Raw genomic sequence first — 23,231 nt, forward strand, 5'->3', positions numbered from 1 at the left:
TTTTTCGAATTTTAAAAAAAGCCAACAATTTTCTCTAATCGAATCTCTAATTACATAATTTTGTACGAGAAAGGAATTGAATTTATGCACAACTTTAATTTCATTTGCGAACAATTTGCTACAATACTTAAAGGGAAAAGTAAAATAATTCAAGGTGGTTGTTCGGTGTCTTTTCACCGCGATTTTAGAGTACTTGTACAAGGAAAACAAAGTACCTATGTAGTACCCGTCGGAGTAAGTTTTGAATCGTTGGATCAAAATGGTAATGCATTAAATTTAGGCGAAATTGCTATTCTACAAGAAGAGATTCCTGCATTTATGAAATCAATTGTACAACAAGGAATTATTGTAAGTGCTTTACATAATCACTGGCTGTACATGAATCCCTTAATTATGTATATTCATATCCAGTCGATAGAGCCCCCATTACATTTTGCACAAAAGTTAGCCAATTCTTTTTTGTCCTTAAGCAGCTATCCTATCGCTAATAATGAGGGGCAATGATTGGTGTTTAGGGTAATTACATTGTCTATATGTGTGAACATAATAAAATGATTTCACTTTGTGCCCAAAAGTAAAAAAACTACCTATCAAATTTTTAGATAGGTAGTTTTTGAATCTATTAAAGTAAAGTACTCTACTATTTTATAAAATACTATTCTCTAAACAAAAATACAGATTCTCAATTCACTGTGGCTTGCTTATCCCATATATTCCTCTAAAGTTAGTTTTTCCTTATATATTTTTTCAGCAACCTCTCCTATATAGCGTGAATATGCCAAGGCTCATACACATAACCAGTTATATTTCCCTTTGAATAACGAATGATGTCCCCTGCCCAATGCGCATTTTCTTTCATCCATTGTTAAGCCTGTTTTATGTTTGCTATGTCCCGTTTTTTCAAACAAAGACTCCCTGTACGTTCAGGATATCAACTTTTGTTTACTTCACTTTTTTTCTACACTCTGCATCTAGACGGTATATCCATTGACCACGGTAAGATTTATTTCAAACCCACAAAAAATAGATTACCTGCACACGAAAAAGTATAGCGTACAGGTAATCTATTTGTTTTTGAGATTAATAAAAAACTAATTTATTTTTTGAATTCTTCCATCAATAACAGACTGAATTGGTTCTTTTGATTTTTTCATATAATCTACTAATGCTTCAAAATCAGTTGGTCCTGTTTCAGCATCTTTCCCGTTTTTAAAGGATACAAATCCATCTCCACCTGAAGCTAGAAATGCGTTCGCAACGACGCTGTAAGTTTTAGAAGGAATAATTTCTTCTCCATTTGTTAGGCGCACACTTGTTACTTTTTCTCCATTAGGTTTGTTTGCATCCCAAGTGTATTGGATCCCTGAAATTTGAAGCATTCTTGTTATTTCTTTTTGCCATTGTTGATTTAAAATATCACGAATATCTTGACCCGTTAAATTTACTTTTATTAATTGATTTCCGAATGGTTGAATACCATATATCTCTCCCCATGTAATATCACCAGCATCTAAGTCATTACGAATACCACCAGGATTCATAAGTGCAATTTGAGATTGCATTGTTGCACGCTGGGCATCAGCAACTAAATTTCCAAGAGTAGATTCACCAGCCGTATTTAGTTTGCGATCTAGCGGAGCAATAGACTTACCTACAACTTCATTAACAAGAGGTGCGATTTTTGCTTGATATTTCTCCATCTTCTTCTTTATTTTTTTATCAGGCTCTATGCCTTCATGGTAAGTTGTAACAATTTCTGCTTTTTTCTCAACAATATCTTGTGTTTTACGATCAATCTTTACATCAACATCAGCAAAAGCCATACCGTAAGAATTTGCTTGTACGACAAGTTTATTATTAACAGTTCCATTTACATACGTGTGGCTATGCCCACCAAAAATAACATCGACTTCTGGATCAGTCTCATTTGCTAATCGGACGATATCACCATTTGTTACGCCGTTCCCATCTGTTGTACCTCCGTTATGCGCAAGAACAACGATAGATTTAACGCCTAGTTTTTTTAATTGCTTTACGGATTTGTTAATAGCTTCAACTTCATCTGTAATTTCTACATTCTTTAGCATAGTAGGCATAACAAGGTTAGGCACATCCGTTGTTACGACTCCGATAAATCCAACAGGAACTCCTTGTACCTTTTTTATAGTGAATGGTGGTAAAAATAAACGACCAGTGGATTTATTATAGAAATTTGCGGCAACGTATGGGAATTTTGCTCCTTTAAAATTCCCTGTTTTCTCATGGTATCCACCATAAATAAGGCGGTTCATTTCTTCAACACCTTCATCAAATTCATGATTTCCTATCGTTCCAACATCGAATTTCAAATCATTTAGAAATTCAATGGTAGGTTCGTCTTGTAATAATGCTGAAACAGGAGTACTTGCCCCAACAACATCGCCAGCATGTACTTTTAATGTATTCGGATTTTGTTTTTCACGATCACGTAAATAAGCCCCTAAGTACTCGATTCCCCCTGCATCTTTATTGTTAATTTTTTTTACTGTGTCTAGTTGCCCATGAAAATCGTTAATACCGAGCATTTGTACATCTATGTAGCGGTTTGGTTCTGTACTTGCTTGGGCTGAAGGCACAGCGAATACACTAGTAAAAGTAACTGTACTTAATGCTAAAGCAACTGGAATGATTTTTTTCAACATAAAATTTCTCTCCCCTAATTAAAATCTGACATAATACAATGTTATTTTAATATATTAAGAGGATTATTTCTATAAAAAATTCTACTAATTATAAAAATTAATAAGATTTTATTATTTCCCAACAAAACACTTTTTCTTAAAAAATTTGAAGATGTAAAACGACAATTTTAAGAGGAAGATGATTATTTGTAAGCCGTAGTCTATACTTTTGGATTAGGATATAAAGGCCCCCTCTCAACTTAAGAAACTTCACTACACAAACAAGAACATGTACATTTCTTTGTTTTGAGAATTATTCAAAATATTATCTTGATAGTAATATAACAATACTTCTAAGAGACTAAAAACTCTAATCAATACATGTTAGCTGTTAAGAAGCATATTCAATCCGAAACTAATGGAGATTTATAAACCTAACTCAATATCACCATTTAAAAATGAATAAAAACTTCGTTATGGAAGATTTCGATTCTTTAAATTGATTACAGTGGTGCACTACTCCGCATATAAAAGATGCTCCTGGATTTATCCAAGAGCATCTTTTATAAAGTTTTATTTTTACTTATTTATAATTTTTCAGTTAACTATTACGTAGTTGTAATCAGTCCTTTAAAAATAATAGGAGTGCTTCATTAAATTCTTTAGCATGCGTTACATTTAGCCCATGTGTATCACCCTTTATTAACGTTACTTTAGAATAAGGAGAGCTCTAATCTTTCATATAAATATTCACCATTTTTATCATTGCGGGGACATCAAAACTTTAACTTGATGGGGATATGATACTACCGCAATTCATACATAGTACTAACCATATATCTATCATATTTTTTAAAAACAGGATTAATTAGATTTAAAAAAAGATTTCTTTTTCTTTACTCGTAATAAATCACCTGTCCATCCTTTGAATCGCATATATAAATACATACACCCTGTTGTGAAAATGATAAATAAGAGAGCGATTAAATAGCTATATTTCCATTCTAGTTCAGGCATGTATTTAAAATTCATCCCCCACAATGCTCCTAAGGCTGTCAAAGGTGTACTTACAGCAGTTAATACAGTAAGAGCTTTCATAATTTCATTCCCACGATGAGAAGAAACAACTTCTTGTAAATGAATCATCGTGTCCAATTCTTCTTGGTACTCTTTAACAAGTTGTAATCCACGCTCTAATTTTACGTGTGTTTGTTTATAACAAAGGGTGTTTGTTAAGTTTTCTAACCAAGCTTCTTTCAGGCCTTGTAATACTTCTTGTATTAAGCGAAACACATGTGTGTTCATAAATAATTCATGACGAATATGATAAATTCTTTCTAAAACTGCTATGTTATTATGATGATAAAAATCCCATAATACATTTCTAAAATTGTTTTCGAAATAGTCAACCTTTCGCAAGTAGTGAGATATAAACATTGATAAGATAGCACATAATCCTTCAGCGGAGCTATTACACTTTTTTACACTAAAAGAGGAATTATGTATTAATTTTTGAAAATCCTCTTCCTCTTTTTCCTGGACCGTTATCAGTATTCCATGAGCTACGAAATAATGAAGAAATTTTTGAATTTTGGCATCCTTTTTATCTTGATCAAATAAAAACGAACCATATACACAAGTTTGACTTGGTGATAACGTATAAACATATAATCCATTTTCACAAGGAGAACTTATTTTCTTTACAAATTGAGAGAAATAAGATGTTACATCACGAGGGATTATAGAAGAAAGTTTTTCAAGCTCACTAGTTTTCACATGATACCAACTCCATTTCGGCATTTTTATGCATTCCATCTTATTCTTCCTTTCTGAATCGTTTTATGTTTGATCGAATCATATTTGTAATATGAAATTTGTATGTAGGTATTCATGTCTTGGAGGAAAAGTTTTTAGATCAACTAAATTACAAAATAAAGTGAAACTTTAATCAGTGGGGGTTTTCTTCATCCTCCACTGATTATCAGCCTTCACCAATCGGACTTTTATGGGCAGTTGATCCCCCACGCTGAATTTTGAGGTGGGGGATCAACTGCCCATTAAAGCGAGATAAATGGCATAGGAGGTCTTATTCTATTAAAAGGAAGATCCCCTATATATTAGCTACTTTTATTCTCAATTTTAAACATTTCCTCTATATAAGCACTTTTTATCTTTTCTTATAAAGCATTTTTTATATGTGGAAAAGAAGCTACATAATTTGGCACATCTATTCAACGAAATCCATTTCGGTCGTTATTATAATTTAGATTCATATGCAGATTGATTGGTGATGTCCTCAAATACTTGACTTCCAATCATATAGTATCCATGAAGTGCAGCCTCTTTCGAAGCGTCTACCATACGGAAAGAAGAAATTTCACCTTGTATTTCTTCAATTCGTTTTTTGTGGAGATCTACTATTCCTCCTGTCCAAATAATAGTGTCATACTGGTCTAACTTAAATTGTTCTTGTAATACACGCATAACGTCTTGGAAGTGTGCATCCAACTCTTTTTGAATCAAAGTATGAACCTGACTTGTCTGAGGACCTTCTTCTCGACCTCCATATCCTTTTTCTAATATGTTTGGCATATCGTTAATATGCAAGTGATTACTTTCACCCGCATGATTCTGCACGATATTCTTAATATTTTTCAAAGGCTTGCTACATCCTAGTTCCGTCTCATAATGATTTAAAATGACATTCTGTTTCATATCTGTCATTTCTAATGTACGAAATCCACCATCAATAATTAAGACACGATCTCGTTCCTGAATGATTCCCTCTTTTAAGAAATAAGCATGTAAAGCGACCGGTTGCTGAAGAATCAAAGCATTTTCCACCGTAATAGTAATAAATTTACCATCAATTTGCACAGAAGTTTCTTTTTTTAGTGCACGTTGTAATTGCTCATGCTGACTACCAAAACAAGTAACGGGAAGCCCAGTAACAACTAAAGGCAACACGACATTTTCTTTATAATCCTTTGCAATGCAACCAAATATTTGTTGTTTAAATCGTTCGCTTTCATAATAATTTTCTATTTCTTCGCCAAATGGAGGAAGGAATGAAGCGTCAGATTGATGTGCTTCATCTCCCATGTAGTATGCAAAGTCTAAGTCTATAAAACTTACCTTTGTTAAATCTTCACTTTCAGCATGATTGGATACAGGGGCTAGTGTAGAAGCCTCACTCTTAATCGTCACCTCAGAATCTACATCCTGTCGATATGCCCGCTTAGTAAAGCCAATTCCTACATCAATTGCATACAGAGATTTCATACCTTTTTCCTCACTTTCTATTTTTAGAGTTAAATTTAGGCACTCTCTTCTTTCCCTTCTTTCCTATATTTCTTTTCATTTTTCGTTTTCTCCCCGTCTAAGTCCTTACTATTTTCATTTATTTCGTAATCCTTTTCATCTTTTTTCTTTTTGTTATTTTCGTTTTCTGTTAAATCTTTAATAGTAGAAATGACAACCGGTGTGGCTGTAAGCAGTTGTGGTAATGTTTGTTTCGCAACATTAGCTGCAGTTACAGAGAATTGTTTACTTGTCTCAGTTACCTTCTCAAATGTTTCCTTTATGTTCCCTTCTTGTAGTTTGTCTTTTACGCTTTTTCCTGTTGTTTGTATCACTTTCCGATTTTCTTTTTTTAATAAGGAGACCATGATTCCGGTCGTAACCCCAATCACAGCATATTTAAATATTGTATGTTTCATTTTTCTCATCCTTCTCTACTTTATTTTCTTCAATGCTAGAGCCTAAAATGTAGTCTATTTCAATTTTTTCTTAAAATAGGAAGTTAGCTTATCAGATGTTGCAATCTATTAGAGAGAATGATAGTTTTGCGTCTGCCTATCACTCGCCGTTAGTGTTTCATCTGTTACTAGGAGTAAAATTCTCCCTTGATCTAGTTTTTCTTCATATAAATTAGCTTCCTCCTTTAGATTTTTTATTTTTTTATTTAGTTGTTATGTAATATGTAATACACCTATTTTAAAGATGTTAAACCTAAATTTTCAAAAAATTTAATACAATAGGTTATTACTGTTTTTCAATATTAACGAGATGTCACGAGCACTTTCCTTTGATAGCAGTGCTACAAATAACGATTTGTTTGAAAGGAAAGCCCCTTATTTTATAGAAAAATTCTATTTGGAAAAGGTTACAAACAGAGTACAAGATACTTTTTTCGTTAATTAAATCAAAAGAAAAATAAAAAAACACTCCTTTTCAAAGAGTGCTTTTAAAAACATATAACCTAATAAAAATGAAAATATACAACGATACTAAATATACAAACTTTTCATAAAAAAAGATTTTATAGTATCTTTTTAATATCCATGTCCGCCTTGCCAGCCACCGTGTCCACCTTGCCAACCACCGTGTCCACCTTGCCAACCACCATGTCCGCCTTGCCAGCCACTATGTCCGCCTTGCCAGCCACTATGTCCGCCTTGCCAGCCACTATGCCCACCTTGCCAACCGCCGTGTCCACCCGGCCAACCACCGTGTCCACCTTGCCAACCGCCGTGTCCACCTTGCCAACCACCGTGTCCGCCCGGCCAACCACCACCGTGCCCGCCTTGCCACCAGCCTACATAGCCTTGTCTCTGTGAGTTCATTCCTTCGCATCCCTTCTTATTAAAAATTCAAATACTGTAACTGGGTATTCTCTAAATATAATTATGTATCCCAAAAATAAATGTATCCGCAAACATCTCGATTATTGGTAAAGTAATTATCTAATGAAAAAACATTTATTATTGCAAATCTAAGCTCTATAGTTGGGCTTTAGTTCTACAAAGAAAAACGATACTTCACTATTAAAGTATCGCAAAAAAAACTATTTACTTACATTATTATGACTATAACCCTATCCGGTATTAGTCACTCTCCTAAAATTGCAACAGGACTAAACGATTCATAATGAATCAATTCCTTTACTATACTGTGTTCTTTTAATAATGGAGCCGTTCACTGCACAATTTGTATTGTTTTCTCGTCAAAGCGGTACATCCCTTCATATACAATGTTTTTATAAAACATTAGCATTATTTGAAATTCATCTTTCACAATTCCATTTTTTACTTTTTACTCCAGGATGTCGAATCTTTTTTAATTCTTATAGATCTAAACTGATTCAATAGTGATTCTGGTGCAATTGCTCTGAAGTTTTTACACTAAAACCTTCTTATTTACGCATTGAAAAATGTTACCTATAACGGAAAAGCCCAATTTCTCTATTTAAACAAACTGCAAGTAACCACTCATCCTTAGAATGAGTGGTTACTTGGTATTTTTATATAAAGAGCCATAAAAATAATGTCAGCATAAGAAGGTTCAGCAGTAGAATAATGATGGATAAGAGCCTTTACACTTTTAATAAACTTTTGTATTATCATTTATATTTTCAATCTTAATAAATTCAAACTCTGCTTCATATCCATCTCCTTGTGGACTGCAAGCATAAATGCCAACTTTCATACAATCTTTTTCCTCAAAAAGATGAGCCATTCTTATTTGTTTCCATACTGTCCCGTCTAAGGAATAATCAACATAGTAATTATTTTTCCTTCTTGTTATGCGATAATAAAGAGAATTCAAATCTCCCAAAAAATCCTGACTAGACCAATCAGAATAGCCATTCTTTGTTACAACAACACCTAATTTACTATTGTCATCAGGTATATACTCAACCGATGTCTTTAACCAAGTATCTTTTGAAAATCGAACCATTAAACCTGCTTGATCATATCTATTTGCTGGTTTAGATTTTACTTTCGTAATCAATCTAAAGTCTCCATTTAGTTCATAGTATAAAAAATGTCCATTATCAACTTGAAATTCATAGTGTGTTTTTTGCCAGAAATCTGTCTCTTTATCCGGTTTGATTATTAACTTCGATTTATTGCTATTAACCTCCCAATCTTTAGGTGGAGAAAACCATTTTAATCTTTTATCAAATTCCGCATTATTAAATTCTTCTATTAATTTATATTGATTATCCATAAACAATATCCCCTTAATCTTTTATATTTTATTAATGAAGGAACTAACCTTTTTCAAATTAGGGTTTTAACTAAATCAAATACAAAAAACTCCCGTTCCTATACAAGGGATGAAAGTTAACCCGTGTTGCCACCCTAGTTAAAAACTTAAAAATATACGCCCTCTACTTAATTTATTAACTGCTTGTAGCTGGAAACGATTACTAACTTCACACTGAAGTGTTCTTCATTTCTCTCAAAGATGGATTCACAAGTTCCTTTTATCGCTTTCAAGCAATATACATTTTAATTATCATCACTTTACAATAATTCTGTTTATTTATCAAGGGATGTTTTTTAAAATAAAATATATTCATAATTAATTCACAAAAAACATTTTCTACTATATAAGAAGGTCTAATCTTATCTAGAAATGTTGTATTTTTCATAAAAGCCGCGAAGATATAAATAAAAAATAATACGATTTGCACGAAAGAATAACCATACACTGTTATCTCTCCTTTAAACACCTATTTAAGAAAAACTTAAGAAATTCACTTCTAAATTCATAAGAATTTTTTCCTATACTTAAAAATAAGTAATTTAACAAGAGGAGAAATGACCATGAAGAGATTTATAATTTGCATACTAGGAATAGGCCTTCCTATATACTTACTACCTTTCATATTACGCGGGGATTTAGACAGATTTAATCCGATTGCTGAAGAAAAAAATGTATACGCCATTGCGCAAGGTTATGGCGTTCCAGATTATCATTATAAAGGCCGGGCTATTTACTCACTAAAAAGTGTTGATGAATTAAGCAATGAGAAAGAATATAAAGTGGGAACGAACACCCCTAATGATTTTATTAGAAAAACTTACTTAAAGATTCATGTAAAAGGAAAATATGTTTATTCTTACGATATTATTGCAGAAAAGGATATTCCAGAGAAAATAAGAGAGCAATTGAAGATAGTAAACAAATAAAAAAATAAGCTGATTTTTTATCGGCTTATTTTTTTCATTCCTTTATCTTCTCCAGTCCAAAGAGTAGTCTTTGTTTCAGCATCAGCGATAAGATATTTTACCCGGAAATTTTTTTCCGTTTCTGTCCATGATGCTATTAAGTAAATTTGTCTATTAGGATTAATGTTAAGTGATTTTTCTTTGCCAGCCATTCTACTTACAAACGGTCCTATTTCGGATTCCATAGTCGATTGTAAATCTTTATATAGAACTGTTTTCTGTATATGATGTTCAGCCTCATGAAAAGGAACATAGAAAGAACGATACGTATGATTTTTAACCTTACTATAAAAAACTTTTGGATTTTCAAAGATTTTACTTGCATTGTTTTCTATATAGGAAATCTCTTTTGAAGAATCCGCTGCTTCTACCATCCCTTGTACACCTAGTAAAAGAAAGCTACAAGTAAACAAAACCGCTATCATTTTTTTCATATTAAACTCCTTCAATTTTTTAATATTTATACCCAAATAAGGTTATTTCATACGAATTGATCCATTGAAGATCTGGATATACATCAAAAATGCTAGCAATTACTAAAAAAAGACTCTTACATAGTAAGAATCTTTTTTTATAATCACCATCGATTTATTAAACCTATTATCATTGTTTCAACAACCATTCTTCCATTACTTTCACTGTTTCATCTCGTTGTGCTTTTGGCGTAATTAAACTCGCATTATCACCTTTTTGTTCACCATACATGCCAAAATGAGCATGGTTTCCACCTTTTATCATGTGCATAGTTGTATTCTTTGACATGAACTTTTTATTGTTTTCTATTTTTTCTACAGTTGCTAAAGCATCTACTTCCCCGTAAATTGATAACATTGGAATCGACTTAGTAGAGAAGTCATCTGCAGGATACGAACCTAAGAAAATAATCCCTTCTACCTTTTCTTCATGTTGAAAGGCATACTTAGAAATCATAGCTCCGCCCATTGAATGCCCCGCAACATACCATTTTTGAACTTCCGGATACTTTTCAATTACACTATCTACCTCATTGATTCCAAGTATCGCTAAGTTTAATGGTAATTTAGGCATTACTACAAAATGTCCATCTTTTGCAAGAGCTTCTCCTAAATAACTATAAGCCTCGGCTTCTACTTTAGCTCCTTGATAAAAAATAACCCCTATTTTAGCATCTTTCTCTCCAAAAGCTATATAATCTTCATCTTTTTTATCATCCACTAACGACAAAGCCTCTTTCGTCGGTTTGTAACTAAACTGAGACCAAACAAAAAAACTAATACTTCCTATAAGTAAAATACCAAGTAAAGAGTACAGCGTAATTTTTATCCATTTCTTCACACATATGGCCTCCCTAAGATGTATATATTCTATACTTTAGATTATCATTAATAAGCATAAAAACTCGAGCGTTTTTATCATGCTCAAGTTTTCATTTACGTCTTTAATTCATACTATAAATGGTCCAAGATAAATATGTAGCAAATGTAGTCCATAAAAAATACGGGATTAGCAACCATGCCGATACTTTAGATAAATTGGAAGAAAACATAATGAGAAGTAACGTAGTAATAGCGACTAGTAAACAATCTACTGTTGCTAAAAACAAATTCTTTTGGCTAAATTGAAAATAGCTGAACGCTTGATTGAATATATAATTTAAAAGGAATAAAAACCAAAATGTTTTTGGCTTGAATCCATAGTTGTTGTAAATAATTGCAACTGATAATGCAATAAGTCCAAATAATACAGCCCATATCATTCCGATTGTCATACCAGGAGGTGTCCAAGACGGCTTTTCTAACGCATCATACCAAGTACGATCAATAGGAAATAAAACAGTAGAAACGTAAAACAAACCATATGTTAGTAAAAATACTATAATACTAGATTTTTTCATAAACATTCTCCTTTTTAATAGAAGGTTTTAGAAACTTTATATGATTAGTATGTCCTTGTAATGGATAAAATTCTAATATTTAAATTCCAAATACATATTGTTTAACCTATTTCATACGAATTCTTTCATACTTTTATATGCACAAAGTGCTCTCTCTCGTGCTGCCTTATGATCAACAACTGGCAAAGGGTATGTATTGCCAAGCTGTATATTGGCCTTTTGTAAAATATGCTCAGGTGCTTCCCACGGTTTATGTATATATTTATTAGGCATATCTCTTAATTCTGGTATCCATTTTCTTATATACTCCCCATCTTTATCAAACTTTTCACCTTGTGTGATCGGGTTAAAAATACGAAAGTACGGTGATGCATCTGCCCCACTTCCAGCAACCCATTGCCACCCCATTGTATTATTTGCAATATCAGCATCTAATAGTGTATCCATAAACCATTTTGCTCCTTCTTGCCACGGAATTAACAAATGCTTTACAAGAAAAGAGGCTACAGCCATTCTTGCTCGGTTATGCATAAAACCTGTTTGCCATAGTTCCCGCATTCCTGCATCAATAAACGGATAACCAGTTTTGCCCTTCTGCCATACTCTTAATAACTCCTCTTCATTATTCCACGGAAAATGTTCAAAGTTCTTATTAAGAGGTTTATATACTGTAAATGGATAATGATATAGCAAATAATAAGAAAACTCTCGCCAAATGAATTGACGTATAAAGCTATTCACTTGTTGTTCAAAAAGACTACATTGTTTTTCGTTACTTTTATTTATTAAGTAATGAAACATTAGCTTTACTGATATTTGACCAAATGAAAGATACGGTGCCAACATCGAATGGACATTTTGATTTGGAAAATCTCTTCCTTCACTATAAAAGGTTAATTTGCTAGAGAAAAATTTCTTAAATGTTTTATATGCCCCTTCCTCTGTCGGATTCCATATTGATTCCATATGATATGTCCACGGTATGGTTGGCAGCAAGTGTAATTCTGAAACAGATAAGCTTGCTGGTAAAGAGCTTCCCCACTTTATACTCTGCACTTTGCTAGTAGGTTTAGGTATTGCCTGCTTTTGAAATGCATTGTAAAAAGGCGTAAACACCTTATATTCAGTGTTATCTTTCTTTTTAATAATCCACGGTTCTAATAATAAATGTGAATTAAATTCCTTACAAATAATACCTTTATCTTCTAAAATCATTTTCATTTTTTGATTAGATTGTAATCTGTCCGGTTCATAACAAATATTCCAATATACAGCCGTTATATCTAATTGTTCTATAAGAGAAAGTATTTCTTCTTGTGTCTTTCCTTTACGTATTATAAAAGTAGCGCCCAATGCCTTAAGTTGTTTTTGGACGTCTATTATAGCATGGTGTAACCACCACTTTGCCGCACTTCCTATTGAAAAAGTTTCATCTTGTATATATACAGGAAGAACCTCACCAGACTGAACAGCCTCAAATAGCGCTGGGTTATCATATAAACGAAAATCTTTTTGAAACATAACAATAATTTTATTTTGCATGGCTATCCTTTCTAATTCTTAAAACATAATAGATTCTTTATGTGAATACTCATCTTTTTTACTTTTGCATTATTATATTAATAATTCTTTGTAATCGTAAACAAACGTTTCCATAGTTATTGGACTTCTATCTAGTAAATTCGATAAATCTGATGTGACTTTTTTAGCTAACCCTAATTTTGCAGTTGTATATATTCCAATCATAACCCAAATAAAGTCACTGTTAAGTCCCTTTTGAATCATTCTTTTTCTAAATTTAAATATACTTGGATTTGTATAAGTAATATCTTTATTTATTATTTTTGAAATAATAGCAGCAACTTCATAATATGTTAATGCTTCATTTCCCGTTAAAGAATAAGCTTTAAATTCATGTCCCTCTTCGGTTAATATTTTAGCTGCAACTTCTCCAATATCCCGTACATCTATAAAACTTGTTTCCCCTTTACCAGCAGGTACTTCAATTATTTTTTCATTTCTTAATTCATCACCATGTTGTGATAATAGATTTTGCATAAAAAAACTCGGTCTTAGGAATGTGTAAGGGATCCCAGAAGCCTTTATGATAGCTTCAATTTTAGCATGAGGTACTATCGGATTTTTTTCTACACCTAATAAAGATAAAAATACAATGTGTTTTATACCTATTTCTTTTGCGGCATCTACAACAGGCTGGAAATACTTTTTTGCATCAGCTAGATGTGGCGGTCTTATTAGAAAGACTTTAGTAACACCTTTTAAAGCTGCCTTTACAGATGAAGGGTTTTCAAAATCAAAATACACTCCTTCAGTTTCTCTACTGCGCGTTGTGACTTTGAAAGTAGCATTTCTTTTTATTAGGCATTTTACAACCTCTTTTCCTACATTCCCTGTAGCACCTGTTACTAAAATCATTTTAATCACCCTTTATTTTTTTGTAAATTTTGAATCATACTTTGCAAAACTCGAACTGTATTTTCTACTTCCTTTTTAGGAATACTAGCTGTAGCATTTTTTATAACTTCATCGCTTACATTTTCTATCTCCTGTATTAATCCCTTAGTTTCATCTGTTAAAAATATTAAATGTGACCGTTTATCTTTAGGATTATGTTTTATAAGAATCCATTCTTTTTGCAATAATCTTTGTATAATTCCGGTTACTGTTGGACGGTCTGCTAAGAGCCTTTCAGCAATCATAGCCGGGGTGGTTCCATTTGGATAAAGAGATATATCCTTTAACACAGACCATTGCTGAGCTGTTATTTTATATTCTCTTAATTGATTTGATAATTCTGTTTTCGTCATTATACTTACCTTGTGTAATAAATAGCCTAAATTATTCATATAACCTCCAATATAGTTAGTACACTAATTATATAGTTAGTATACTAACTATAATGTGTAATTACAAACTTCAATTAATAGTTTATATATATAAAATATATCAAGTTCTTATTTTGTACTATTTCATATTATATTTAAAATCTTCTTTAATCCTGTTTTGCATGTATTGTACACTCTATATACAAAGGTTATTTCCTTGCTGTTACTTTAAATAAGCATTTGCAATTGTATCTAGCATAGGTATTTTTTATTGTCCGATTAGTCATATTTATTCTTAATTCTGCAAAATAAAAAAGAAAATGGAGCGAAAGATGAAAAAACAATTTGATAAACAATCAAACTTAAATACATCTATGGATTCAACAATCCTATGGACTTTTCAAAACCAAAATGCTATAAATACACTTTTGAATGAAGGTAAGCTTATAGCCGATCCTATTTTTGTTAGTAAAGAAGATTGCACAGCATATAAATACATTGTAAGACACATGAAACAGAAAGGCATTGACTTCATTATAGATTTCCCCATTTGGGCATGGCATTCATGCAATGGTTACCAAAAGAAGCCTACTTTTGAGACTGCAAGGGAATTACTATCAGATATTCAATTAGAGAAAGAAATATACCTCATCGAATTTAAATGTCCTAATTTTTTATTCATGTTAACAAACTATAGTGGATGGTGCGACATTTATTTTAAACTTACTGGCAATCCTAAAGCAAGTATAACAAATGATGAAGAAAAATACTTATTTAATCTTTATCCCGCCATTGAGGAAGAATGGGAATATCATCATATCCAAGCAACTCTACCCTACCTAAAAAAAGAGTGGCTTATACAAATAACAGAACTTAGTAAGATGAATGGGTTTAACAAATAATATTGTTTATGAATGCTTTATTTAAGCATTCATAAACATAATAAATAATCACATTAAACTAATACATTTAAAATAGCGGTTTTTATAACGGAAACCTAAATAAGCTCCTTACTACTATAATTTTGTATACATGCAGCTTATTCATTTAGTTTTGGTCTAGTTTGTAAATATAAATTCAAATCTGGACTTGAACCGCTAATAATTACATCTCGAACAATTTTAGAAAGTACCATACTATATACTAATCCATTATCTCCATACGCATAGATAAAGTGACAATTTGGAAATTCTTCATACATTCCAATTATAGGTAAACCATCATGAGTACCACCATAAAAAGCACTTAAATAAAATTCAGGTTCAACTGTTATATTTGGAAAGAGCTTATTAAATTCATTCACTAATTTCTCTTTTTTATGGATTAATTTTGAATCTCTTTCTTGAGCAATGTTTGTATCTTCATCTAACCCACCTATAATAATCCTGTTATCTGCAGTAGTTCTCATATAAATATATGGTCTCGCAGTTTCCCAAATGAGAGTACGTTTATACCAAGAAGATAAATCTTCTACAGGATTAGTAACAATTGCATATGAGCTAATCAGTGTAGCGTTCTTTTCCTTTTTAAATTCCAATCCTTCATATCCTGCAGCCACAATTACTTTATCGGCAGTAATAGAATTGCCTCCCTTTGTATAAAAGATAGCACATTCTTTCTCTAACTTTTTGCCAACAATCTCTGTATCTTCATAAATGTGAACTCCTTTATTAGAGGCTTGTTCTAATAAACTATGTGTAAATTTATAAGGGTTTATTTCACCATCATTATACGTATAAATAGCTGCACGTTTTTTAAATGGATATCTCTGTCCAATTTGTTTTTCTGATAACCAAGCCGCTTTAAAATCATGCTTATGTAAATAATACAGTTCCTTTTCTAATTTCTTTATATCCTCTTCATAACTTGCATAATATAAACTGTCCCGTCGTTTAAAGTCAGAGCAATAAGGCAAGTTTTGATCAGCATATTCAATATCATTAATAGCTTGTTCACATAATTTCATATGCTTAACTGCATACTCTTCTCCAAATGTATTTACAAGTTCAAAAAACATCTTATCACCTAAATATTGAATAAGTGCTGTATTTGTAAGGTTACTTCCATGTCCTACCTTTCTTTTATCAACGATAACAATATTTAAATCTGATTCACTCAAATAGTATGCGGATTGAGCACCCGAACTTCCTGCTCCTATTATGAGTACGTCACATTTTATATCTTCTTCCAAACGGGGGTAAGAAGGTGTATTAGAAAAAGTTGTGTTCCAATATAATTTCCCTTTCTGTAAATCCATTTTAAGTGCACCATCCTAAATAAAATAGTTATATCCCCATCTGTATCTCCAAATCATTCTTACTATATACTTCTTATCAAAATTATCTTGCTACCATTAGATTATTAGTACAATATTTTTGTCCGCTCATATTTGGTATTAAACTAAGCTTATAAAAAGTTAATAGTAGATATATTATTTATTTTCATTTAGAAATTTAAGAACTTGGTTAAAAGCTTCTTGACCTGCTGGCGTGTTCATTTTAAATTGAAATTCATGCGCTAACTCGCCAGAGATATTTTTATCAAAGAAAAGTGTATCTACAGGTACTCCTTTATTTTGTAAAGTAGAAGCTAATGCTTTAGCTTGATCTTCAAATGATGCAGTATTTCCATCTGTGATGAACGTTGGTGGGTAATCTTTTGTAACGTGTTTATAAATAGAGGCGATTTCTATTTCAGGTAATGTTTCAAACTTCTTTTTCCCAAAGTAAGCCCAACCAGTAGTACGCATAAAGTCTTGTACTTCTTTGGATGTTTCCATTTTAGCTAATGCAGGCATATTATACGGACCGCAAAATAGAAGTATACCTTTAATTGTAGAAGGAGCAACAACAGCGTCAATTCCGGTTAACTTCGCATAATCTGGAGATGTTTGAATAGTAACGAATTGTCCAGATATTTGCGCTCCAGCAGAATCTCCTGCAAAATACAGGTCATCTAGTTTTACATTATATTTCTTTGCATTTTCTTTTATATATTCGTAAGCCTCACCAAGTTGTAGTACTGGTGTAGGATACTTTCTTTTAGGAGCAAGAGCATAATTTATATTTATCACTGTATAACCACGAGCAGCTAATTCTACTGCATAACCAGTAATGTCTGATTTATCTCCACCTACAAATCCACCCCCATGTACCCAAAAAATAACAGATGTTTTTCCCGTAAGATTTTTGGGATAAATAATGTCTAATGTACCATCAGGAAATTTAGAATTATAATTGATATCTTTAACAATCCGTGTCTCTTTTAGAGCGTTTTTATAATTATTAGATTGAACAAACATTCCACCTTCAAATGCTTTTTTTATGAGAAACGCTTTCGGAATAGGTGAAACATTCCAAAAAACAACCCCCGCAATAAGCAATCCGAAAACAATACAAATAGTTAGCAACATTCTTTTTTTCCATATCACTTTAGGTTTTAACTGTTTTATTCTCATAATTAAAGAATCTCCATTCTTTTTAGTAATAATCTTAAAATAAATCACAACATACCTTTCTATTTTACGATTAACTTTATTTTCGCCTGCTAATCCGCATTTAAAATTTCATGCAAAAAGTTATATATTTTTATTATGTACATATTAGGTACCTTCTATAAAACACATTAAAAATTCAAACAAAAAAAGCAAAAGATCCTCATTTATAGAAGATTTCTTTTGCTCTTTGTAAAAGACACAAGTCCAAATATTTAACATATTACAATATCCACTAAATAAAAGTTGCTTATCTATCGATAACTTACACGTAAGAATGCATTCGTTTCACTACTTTATTAGTAGAAACTTTAACAACCGTTTCTTTTCCCCCTGTTCTATCAATCTTGAAACCATGAACTTTAACATCAGACGGTACAAGTGGATGATGACAAATCATATCTATACTCTTCTCAATATTTTCACTAACATTTTCTTTTCCACTTAGCCATTCCTCAAGGCTGCCACTTGAAAATTCAGGCATACAATTTTCAAAGAGATAGTCTAGTTCCTTGTTATTTTTTATGGAATCACGTTGAATTTGTAGATTAACTACATTAGTTTCTTTATCCTCTATTCCGACAACAAAAATTTCTTCCACATTTTCTTCATAAATAGCAATAATAATAGACCTCATTATATCTCCAAAAGGATGTACAATTACAGAATCGCAGCTGTGTATAGTCAACATATTTTCTCTTTGAATGTTAGTTACTTGTTGTATGATAGGCTCTATTCCTTGTTCCATGTCTGTTAACAATAAAACCTTTTTATTCTTCGAATTCATATATAGCACTCCTTCTTCATGATTATATTTATGAAACTTTTAAACTAGTAACAATGATTCATTACATGATTGTTACCAGTTTTTCCAGCGTCCCTCTGGATCAACACTTGCAAGTCTAACCCAACCATTTTGAACTTTTTCTCGAAATGTGAAATCATTATTTAGCAAACGTTCTATATATTTAGTAGGCGCTTGAATTACAATTAGTAAACGAAGTGGTGAATGATACGTCTCACGATCTGACTGCATAACGGATTGCCAAGGTAAACCTGGCAACAAATCACTTGCATTTCCTTGCATAACACCGAGACCTGCCGTGACGGTTTGTGTTGTTTTGTTTCCACTACCATAATAATGAGGGGCTACAGTTGAAGCGTAATATTGTAGATTGATCCACTGCGCTACTGTTCCTGGTCCCGCTATGATGTTAGCTAATATATCGCCACTTTCATCCTGTTTCCAATCATAATTATGAAGGAAAGCTCTACCTTCTAAGTCACAATCTTGAGTCAATTCACGCTGCCCGATAATAAAAGATGCATTACGAGCTAATCCCCATTCCGGACGTATTTCACTCCAATCTTCTGCAAATCGGTGTGCCTCTTTACTCGCATTTTTTATTTTCATTTTAAAATTAGGTAATTGCGTTAAACGCTCTCTATTTGCCTCTTGGCTCACATTTGGCATAATCGACTCAATACAATCAAATGCTTCTTGCGCAGCTTCCGAAAGTTCTGGGACGTAAATCCATTCCAATTCATCCACGGTCGTTTTATGTTCAGCTGCTGCAAAAATGGTGTCCTCAGGAATTTTAATGCCTTCAGCAGACAACGCCTCTCTTACTTCTGGAAGATTACATAAAGTAGCAAAAACTCTTGCATTGAATCCTCCTGCTGCTCCGCCACAAGCACCACACTCAAGCGCTGCAGCATAAGGGTTATTCGTACTTTGACTACTATGTCCGCACATTACAACTAAAGGCGCGAATTTTTCTGTCAATCCCACCATTTTTAAAGCTTGACGCACATAGTTCACTTTTTCTTCCTTCGTAAAACCGATCGGTATCTCACATTTTGTATCATGAACATGATTAAGTGAGAATGTTGTATCCGGCTTTTGTAACATCGTTTTACGAAGGTTACGAATGAAACTGCCTACTCTTCTTGGCACAAAACTTCTTGTCACCATTTGTAAACCAAGTAAAGGGCCACTTACCTCAGGTAGTAACATACTTGTCAATACATTTTGTTTCATCGTCTTAAACGTATAACTTACTGAGCTGTCTATCTTCTTGCGTTGTTTATAATTTTTAAATTCCTTTTCATCCGTGAGTTCTTTTATTTGATGTTTCGGTTTTAATATAACTGGCAAAGAAGGATGACTGTCATTACTACCTAATTCACTAGTCGCAATTGGTAACCCGAAGAAACCGGCTATTCCAAACGTTTCGAACGGACCTAATTTTTCTAGGTGGCGACGAAAAGGTTCTGAACGTACATCAATACAGAACGCTAATTGAGCTAATACATGTTTTTTATCATTCGTTGCACGTTGTTTAGAAGCGATCTTCTCCCTTAATTGCTCAGCATGCGTCTGTTCCCAAGCTTCCAGCCAAAGTTTCCTGCGAATATTTTCATCAAAACGATAGGAAAATGCTAATAATTCACTTTGTTCAGTGGCAGACATTTGTAACCATTCCTCTATTGAAATATCCCCCCAATAGATCCAAGAAGCTATAAGTGGGACAACCTCAACTTTTTTCTCAATCTTTTGATTTTTTATAGGTAAATAAGGTTTTACAATGGCTAGCTCCATAGAAATTCGGACTGCTAAATATTCAATCATAAGTTCCTGTTCCTGAATTGATTGTTGGGAACGCCATCGTATCATTCCTGCCCATCCAGGCAAAGCAAGCAAGTGACCTTCAAGGTAAGCTTGCTTGTTAGATTCAGAAATTCCTAGTTCAGATAATGCTTTTGTTAAAGCTCCCTGGGCATCTTGTGGCCAATCTTTTAAAACTTTACGCTCATTTTTACTGAGCGCTGGATCAAATGTAATAAGGTGGTGCCATGCACGATACAAGCCTTTCTCTCGGTTTGGCATCGTCCAGCTTGCCCCGGAGTCATCCAAATATAATTTACACCATTTAATGATGTGATAATTAAGAATATCAGATAGATTTTCACCCTTTTGATTCTCTATAAGTGTACTTACAGGTTGCATAGAAGAGTCTTTCATACTTCTTGTATTTATATAGCTCATTTCTTCTGCCAGTTTATTTACTTCTGGCGATGATAACAAACTAGAAGGTAATCTTTCTAACTTTAAAGCTTCTTGGCAAAAACGCTCCGCTTTCTCTCGCGGAATATGAAAAGATTGTGAATCAAGCCAACGAGACAAGCCACTTTGTAAAAATGATTCCTCAATCTCCCCTTTTGCCTTTGCCGAATGAATCATAGAAGCACTCGGATATATATCCACATTACGAATTTCTTTTAACCAATCTGCAACTTGTTCAAATGATTGTTTTTCAAGCCCCATCCAAGGGTGATGAGCTGCAAATGTAGCAATCGGCCAAAGTGGTGCAATCACTCGGCTAGCAGATTTAACTAAATCATTCATATTATTTTCTTGTACTTCAATGTTTGTCTCTTTCTTTTTTAAAGTTTCTTTCGTTACGATTGACGATACGCTCATCACTGATTACCTCCTTTTGATACATAATGTTTCAGATAGCTCGGATGACTTTCTACTGACTTTCGTCTCGCCTCACCTACTCGAACGAACCAAAGGTACATTACAGCAAATATTGTAGAAGATTGATTACGAGTAACGAGAGTACTAATAACACTACCAAATAATAAGAGACTTATAACAAAAATAACGGCTGAAGCTGAAGGTTGAACATTTTGATACATGTCAGTATGCAACCATTTATAAAGAGAGTTATGAACGGTAAAGTAAATGAGAGAAAATCCACTCAAAACAATTAAGCCAGCAATTCTTCCCATTCTTCCCTCTCCAAAAACAACAAGCTGTTTCCATGAAACGTATAATGACCAACCTAAGATGAACGCACTAACGAATTGATACCCTTCTCCAGAAGTCATAAACCAGAAAGTAAGTGCTATAAATAATCCGAAAACACGTCCGACTATCATCCATAAATTGGACATCTTTTCATTAGATTGCTTCACTCCCTCAAAACGTTGTACGGAAGAACCAGCTTGTAAAAACAGTGTGGCTTTAAATAAACCGTGTAAAATTAAATGAATAACAGCTGCTAAATAGGCCCCTAATGCGCATTGAATCAGCATAAATCCCATTTGTGCAATAGTGGATCCTACTAGCTGACGTTTATAATCAACTTGGACTAAACTAATTCCTGTACCTATTAAGACAGAAATACTAGAGAAAATGAGTAAAATGATTTGTGCAATATCATCATGAAAAAGTGGCGAAAATCTAGTTAACATGATACCGCCAGCATTTACTAAACCCGCATGCATAATAGCAGAAACAGGAGTTGGCGCAACAGCTGATTCAATTAACCATCTTTGAAAAGGCCATTGTGCTGCCGGAATCATCACAGCTACTATAATCAATAAGTTAATTCCTGTTTTTTCCAATGTTCCGAATTGAGCTACATTTTCATTCGTTACAACTGATGTTAACTGCCACTGTCCAGTTACTTGAAACAGCCAAATGATAGCTGCTAGCAAGGCGATCCAACTTATTGTAAATAAATAGCCAGAGATTTTTGTTGCTTCACTAACTACTTTCCACCCTTTATTTAGACCTATGAGTAAAACCAACCCTATAAGAGTTGCTCCCCAACAAATAATCATGAAACGAAGATCATTACTTAACCATGCGACTGAAGATACACCTGTAGTAAATGTAAAAAGTGCAAAGTATTTTCGATATGAGCGATCCCCCAGTAAGTAACGTATAGAAAAACGTTGAATGATTAAACCAATTGTAAGAACAAAGAAAGCCATGAACCAAGCTAAAGTATCTAAATGCCAAGGCCCTACAACGCTATCTCCATTGTGATTAACAAGTGCGAGTAAAGAAACCAATGAAGGCAATGCAGCGATACCAATATGGATATGAACAAAACGTAAAGGCATCCTTGCATGTAAAAACAATAATCCACTTAGCCAAGAAGCGCTAAGCGCCATAAAAAATAATGTTAACAGTGTTGATGAACTTAGCGAAATTAACATGTAAATACTCCCTTCTAAACGAAAATAAACTGTAAGAATTCCTTTTCATTACGATAATTTTTTTAATTTCAATTTTCATTCACTCTTTTTAGTACATCGTTTTTTCCCATAAAAAAAACCGACAACTTCCATAATTCAATGATTTTATATCATCATTGAATTATGGAGATTGTCGGTTTCCCTTCAACTAACTTCAATAAAGTTTTTTGAAGAGCTCCCATTTTATAGAGGATAATGTATGTATTACTCCTGTTAAAAAGAAAAGTATATTTCTGATCTCCTAGATTATGCAATCAATATATCAATTTATGTTATGCGCTATCT

General features: G+C 33.0%; 21 protein-coding genes and 3 pseudogenes. 4 read left to right on the forward strand and 20 right to left on the reverse strand.

Annotated elements, in window-relative coordinates; translation table 11 throughout:
* Nucleotides 1–84: 84 nt before the first annotated feature.
* Complete coding sequence (locus ACTFRN_RS13865) at nt 85–504, forward strand: DUF1259 domain-containing protein (protein WP_014893615.1); 420 nt, start codon at nt 85–87, stop codon at nt 502–504.
* A gap of 197 nt (nt 505–701) precedes the next feature.
* Here the strand turns inward: ACTFRN_RS13865 and ACTFRN_RS13870 are convergent.
* From ACTFRN_RS13870 to ACTFRN_RS13900, 7 genes and pseudogenes are all read right to left on the reverse strand, one after another.
* A pseudogene (locus tag ACTFRN_RS13870) lies at nt 702–865 on the reverse strand (D-alanyl-D-alanine carboxypeptidase family protein); the annotation flags it as partial.
* A 226-nt stretch (nt 866–1,091) separates the two neighbouring features.
* Nucleotides 1,092–2,681, reverse strand: a complete 1,590-nt coding sequence (locus ACTFRN_RS13875) for a bifunctional metallophosphatase/5'-nucleotidase (RefSeq protein WP_088106669.1) — start codon at nt 2,679–2,681, stop codon at nt 1,092–1,094.
* A 601-nt stretch (nt 2,682–3,282) separates the two neighbouring features.
* Nucleotides 3,283–3,384: pseudogene (locus ACTFRN_RS13880) on the reverse strand (alpha/beta hydrolase); the annotation flags it as partial.
* Between the two features lie 140 nt (nt 3,385–3,524).
* Nucleotides 3,525–4,475, reverse strand: a complete 951-nt coding sequence (locus ACTFRN_RS13885; RefSeq protein ID WP_049111394.1) for a magnesium transporter CorA family protein — start codon at nt 4,473–4,475, stop codon at nt 3,525–3,527.
* Between the two features lie 441 nt (nt 4,476–4,916).
* Nucleotides 4,917–5,942 (reverse strand): ParM/StbA family protein, encoded by a 1,026-nt coding sequence (locus tag ACTFRN_RS13890; protein WP_000839471.1) that lies wholly within the window; start codon nt 5,940–5,942, stop codon nt 4,917–4,919.
* Between the two features lie 35 nt (nt 5,943–5,977).
* Nucleotides 5,978–6,379: a peptidase U61 gene (locus ACTFRN_RS13895; protein WP_088106670.1), complete on the reverse strand. Its 402-nt coding sequence runs from the start codon at nt 6,377–6,379 to the stop codon at nt 5,978–5,980.
* A 108-nt stretch (nt 6,380–6,487) separates the two neighbouring features.
* A pseudogene (locus ACTFRN_RS13900) lies at nt 6,488–6,604 on the reverse strand (general stress protein); the annotation flags it as partial.
* A gap of 103 nt (nt 6,605–6,707) precedes the next feature.
* Between ACTFRN_RS13900 and ACTFRN_RS13905 the strand changes: the two are divergent.
* Nucleotides 6,708–6,863, forward strand: a complete 156-nt coding sequence (locus tag ACTFRN_RS13905; RefSeq protein ID WP_229196254.1) for an acyl dehydratase — start codon at nt 6,708–6,710, stop codon at nt 6,861–6,863.
* 131 nt (nt 6,864–6,994) lie between these two features.
* On the opposite strand, the gene ACTFRN_RS13910 is transcribed toward ACTFRN_RS13905, so the two are convergent.
* Together ACTFRN_RS13910 and ACTFRN_RS13915 are read right to left on the reverse strand one after the other, a co-directional pair.
* Nucleotides 6,995–7,285: a hypothetical protein gene (locus ACTFRN_RS13910; protein WP_440038186.1), complete on the reverse strand. Its 291-nt coding sequence runs from the start codon at nt 7,283–7,285 to the stop codon at nt 6,995–6,997.
* Nucleotides 7,286–8,042: 757 nt separating this feature from the next.
* Nucleotides 8,043–8,672 carry a DUF1349 domain-containing protein gene (locus tag ACTFRN_RS13915; protein ID WP_000370220.1) on the reverse strand — a complete coding sequence of 210 codons (630 nt, stop codon included), beginning with the start codon at nt 8,670–8,672 and terminating at the stop codon, nt 8,043–8,045.
* Between the two features lie 602 nt (nt 8,673–9,274).
* On the opposite strand from ACTFRN_RS13915, the gene ACTFRN_RS13920 reads away from it, so the two are divergent.
* Nucleotides 9,275–9,640, forward strand: coding sequence for a YxeA family protein (locus ACTFRN_RS13920; RefSeq protein ID WP_014893613.1), 366 nt, complete (start codon nt 9,275–9,277; stop codon nt 9,638–9,640).
* Nucleotides 9,641–9,657: 17 nt separating this feature from the next.
* Here the strand turns inward: ACTFRN_RS13920 and ACTFRN_RS13925 are convergent, their stop codons facing one another.
* The 6 genes from ACTFRN_RS13925 to ACTFRN_RS13950 form a co-directional block, all read right to left on the reverse strand.
* Nucleotides 9,658–10,113 (reverse strand): hypothetical protein, encoded by a 456-nt coding sequence (locus ACTFRN_RS13925; RefSeq protein ID WP_000738168.1) that lies wholly within the window; start codon nt 10,111–10,113, stop codon nt 9,658–9,660.
* 169 nt (nt 10,114–10,282) lie between these two features.
* Nucleotides 10,283–10,993, reverse strand: coding sequence for an alpha/beta hydrolase (locus ACTFRN_RS13930; protein WP_000758833.1), 711 nt, complete (start codon nt 10,991–10,993; stop codon nt 10,283–10,285).
* Between the two features lie 103 nt (nt 10,994–11,096).
* Nucleotides 11,097–11,552, reverse strand: a complete 456-nt coding sequence (locus ACTFRN_RS13935) for a TspO/MBR family protein (RefSeq protein ID WP_140383368.1) — start codon at nt 11,550–11,552, stop codon at nt 11,097–11,099.
* A 111-nt stretch (nt 11,553–11,663) separates the two neighbouring features.
* A complete protein-coding gene (locus ACTFRN_RS13940; RefSeq protein ID WP_088106674.1) occupies nt 11,664–13,094 on the reverse strand; it encodes a cryptochrome/photolyase family protein in 1,431 nt (476 codons plus the stop codon).
* Between the two features lie 72 nt (nt 13,095–13,166).
* A complete protein-coding gene (locus ACTFRN_RS13945) occupies nt 13,167–13,988 on the reverse strand; it encodes an SDR family oxidoreductase (RefSeq protein ID WP_088106675.1) in 822 nt (273 codons plus the stop codon).
* 5 nt (nt 13,989–13,993) lie between these two features.
* On the reverse strand, nt 13,994–14,419 hold the full coding sequence (locus ACTFRN_RS13950; protein WP_001061043.1) for a MarR family winged helix-turn-helix transcriptional regulator: 426 nt from the start codon (nt 14,417–14,419) through the stop codon (nt 13,994–13,996).
* A 311-nt stretch (nt 14,420–14,730) separates the two neighbouring features.
* Between ACTFRN_RS13950 and ACTFRN_RS13955 the strand changes: the two genes are divergently transcribed.
* Nucleotides 14,731–15,300, forward strand: coding sequence for a DUF3841 domain-containing protein (locus ACTFRN_RS13955; protein WP_074568210.1), 570 nt, complete (start codon nt 14,731–14,733; stop codon nt 15,298–15,300).
* Between the two features lie 137 nt (nt 15,301–15,437).
* Here the strand turns inward: ACTFRN_RS13955 and ACTFRN_RS13960 are convergent, their stop codons facing one another.
* The 5 genes from ACTFRN_RS13960 to ACTFRN_RS13980 all read right to left on the reverse strand — a co-directional run bounded on the left by ACTFRN_RS13960 (nt 15,438) and on the right by ACTFRN_RS13980 (nt 22,907).
* A complete protein-coding gene (locus ACTFRN_RS13960; protein WP_074568209.1) occupies nt 15,438–16,655 on the reverse strand; it encodes an NAD(P)/FAD-dependent oxidoreductase in 1,218 nt (405 codons plus the stop codon).
* A 174-nt stretch (nt 16,656–16,829) separates the two neighbouring features.
* Complete coding sequence (locus ACTFRN_RS13965; protein ID WP_001220682.1) at nt 16,830–17,855, reverse strand: alpha/beta hydrolase; 1,026 nt, start codon at nt 17,853–17,855, stop codon at nt 16,830–16,832.
* Nucleotides 17,856–18,156: 301 nt separating this feature from the next.
* Nucleotides 18,157–18,678: a hypothetical protein gene (locus tag ACTFRN_RS13970; RefSeq protein WP_001086262.1), complete on the reverse strand. Its 522-nt coding sequence runs from the start codon at nt 18,676–18,678 to the stop codon at nt 18,157–18,159.
* A gap of 72 nt (nt 18,679–18,750) precedes the next feature.
* Nucleotides 18,751–21,375 carry a DUF2309 domain-containing protein gene (locus ACTFRN_RS13975; RefSeq protein ID WP_088106676.1) on the reverse strand — a complete coding sequence of 875 codons (2,625 nt, stop codon included), beginning with the start codon at nt 21,373–21,375 and terminating at the stop codon, nt 18,751–18,753.
* Nucleotides 21,375–22,907, reverse strand: coding sequence for an NADH dehydrogenase subunit 5 (locus ACTFRN_RS13980; protein ID WP_088106677.1), 1,533 nt, complete (start codon nt 22,905–22,907; stop codon nt 21,375–21,377). Before ACTFRN_RS13980 ends, ACTFRN_RS13975 begins: the two co-directional genes overlap by 1 nt.
* Nucleotides 22,908–23,231: the final 324 nt, after the last annotated feature.

It is taken from the genome of Bacillus cereus group sp. MYBK245-2, from assembly GCF_051916145.1.
Lineage (GTDB): Bacteria > Bacillota > Bacilli > Bacillales > Bacillaceae_G > Bacillus_A > Bacillus_A pacificus.

Bases quoted from the DNA above. Each gene is read 5' to 3' on its own strand.
- ACTFRN_RS13950 (WP_001061043.1), bottom strand. From the start codon at position 14,419: ATGAATAATTTAGGCTATTTATTACACAAGGTAAGTATAATGACGAAA.
- ACTFRN_RS13865 (WP_014893615.1), top strand. From the start codon at position 85: ATGCACAACTTTAATTTCATTTGCGAACAATTTGCTACAATACTTAAA.
- ACTFRN_RS13910 (WP_440038186.1), bottom strand. From the start codon at position 7,285: ATGAACTCACAGAGACAAGGCTATGTAGGCTGGTGGCAAGGCGGGCAC.
- ACTFRN_RS13960 (WP_074568209.1), bottom strand. From the start codon at position 16,655: ATGGATTTACAGAAAGGGAAATTATATTGGAACACAACTTTTTCTAAT.
- ACTFRN_RS13895 (WP_088106670.1), bottom strand. From the start codon at position 6,379: ATGAAACATACAATATTTAAATATGCTGTGATTGGGGTTACGACCGGA.
- ACTFRN_RS13945 (WP_088106675.1), bottom strand. From the start codon at position 13,988: ATGATTTTAGTAACAGGTGCTACAGGGAATGTAGGAAAAGAGGTTGTA.
- ACTFRN_RS13885 (WP_049111394.1), bottom strand. From the start codon at position 4,475: ATGGAATGCATAAAAATGCCGAAATGGAGTTGGTATCATGTGAAAACT.
- ACTFRN_RS13875 (WP_088106669.1), bottom strand. From the start codon at position 2,681: ATGTTGAAAAAAATCATTCCAGTTGCTTTAGCATTAAGTACAGTTACT.
- ACTFRN_RS13940 (WP_088106674.1), bottom strand. From the start codon at position 13,094: ATGCAAAATAAAATTATTGTTATGTTTCAAAAAGATTTTCGTTTATAT.
- ACTFRN_RS13915 (WP_000370220.1), bottom strand. From the start codon at position 8,672: ATGGATAATCAATATAAATTAATAGAAGAATTTAATAATGCGGAATTT.
- ACTFRN_RS13935 (WP_140383368.1), bottom strand. From the start codon at position 11,552: ATGAAAAAATCTAGTATTATAGTATTTTTACTAACATATGGTTTGTTT.
- ACTFRN_RS13890 (WP_000839471.1), bottom strand. From the start codon at position 5,942: ATGAAATCTCTGTATGCAATTGATGTAGGAATTGGCTTTACTAAGCGG.
- ACTFRN_RS13965 (WP_001220682.1), bottom strand. From the start codon at position 17,855: ATGAGAATAAAACAGTTAAAACCTAAAGTGATATGGAAAAAAAGAATG.
- ACTFRN_RS13980 (WP_088106677.1), bottom strand. From the start codon at position 22,907: ATGTTAATTTCGCTAAGTTCATCAACACTGTTAACATTATTTTTTATG.
- ACTFRN_RS13955 (WP_074568210.1), top strand. From the start codon at position 14,731: ATGAAAAAACAATTTGATAAACAATCAAACTTAAATACATCTATGGAT.
- ACTFRN_RS13975 (WP_088106676.1), bottom strand. From the start codon at position 21,375: ATGAGCGTATCGTCAATCGTAACGAAAGAAACTTTAAAAAAGAAAGAG.
- ACTFRN_RS13920 (WP_014893613.1), top strand. From the start codon at position 9,275: ATGAAGAGATTTATAATTTGCATACTAGGAATAGGCCTTCCTATATAC.
- ACTFRN_RS13925 (WP_000738168.1), bottom strand. From the start codon at position 10,113: ATGAAAAAAATGATAGCGGTTTTGTTTACTTGTAGCTTTCTTTTACTA.
- ACTFRN_RS13970 (WP_001086262.1), bottom strand. From the start codon at position 18,678: ATGAATTCGAAGAATAAAAAGGTTTTATTGTTAACAGACATGGAACAA.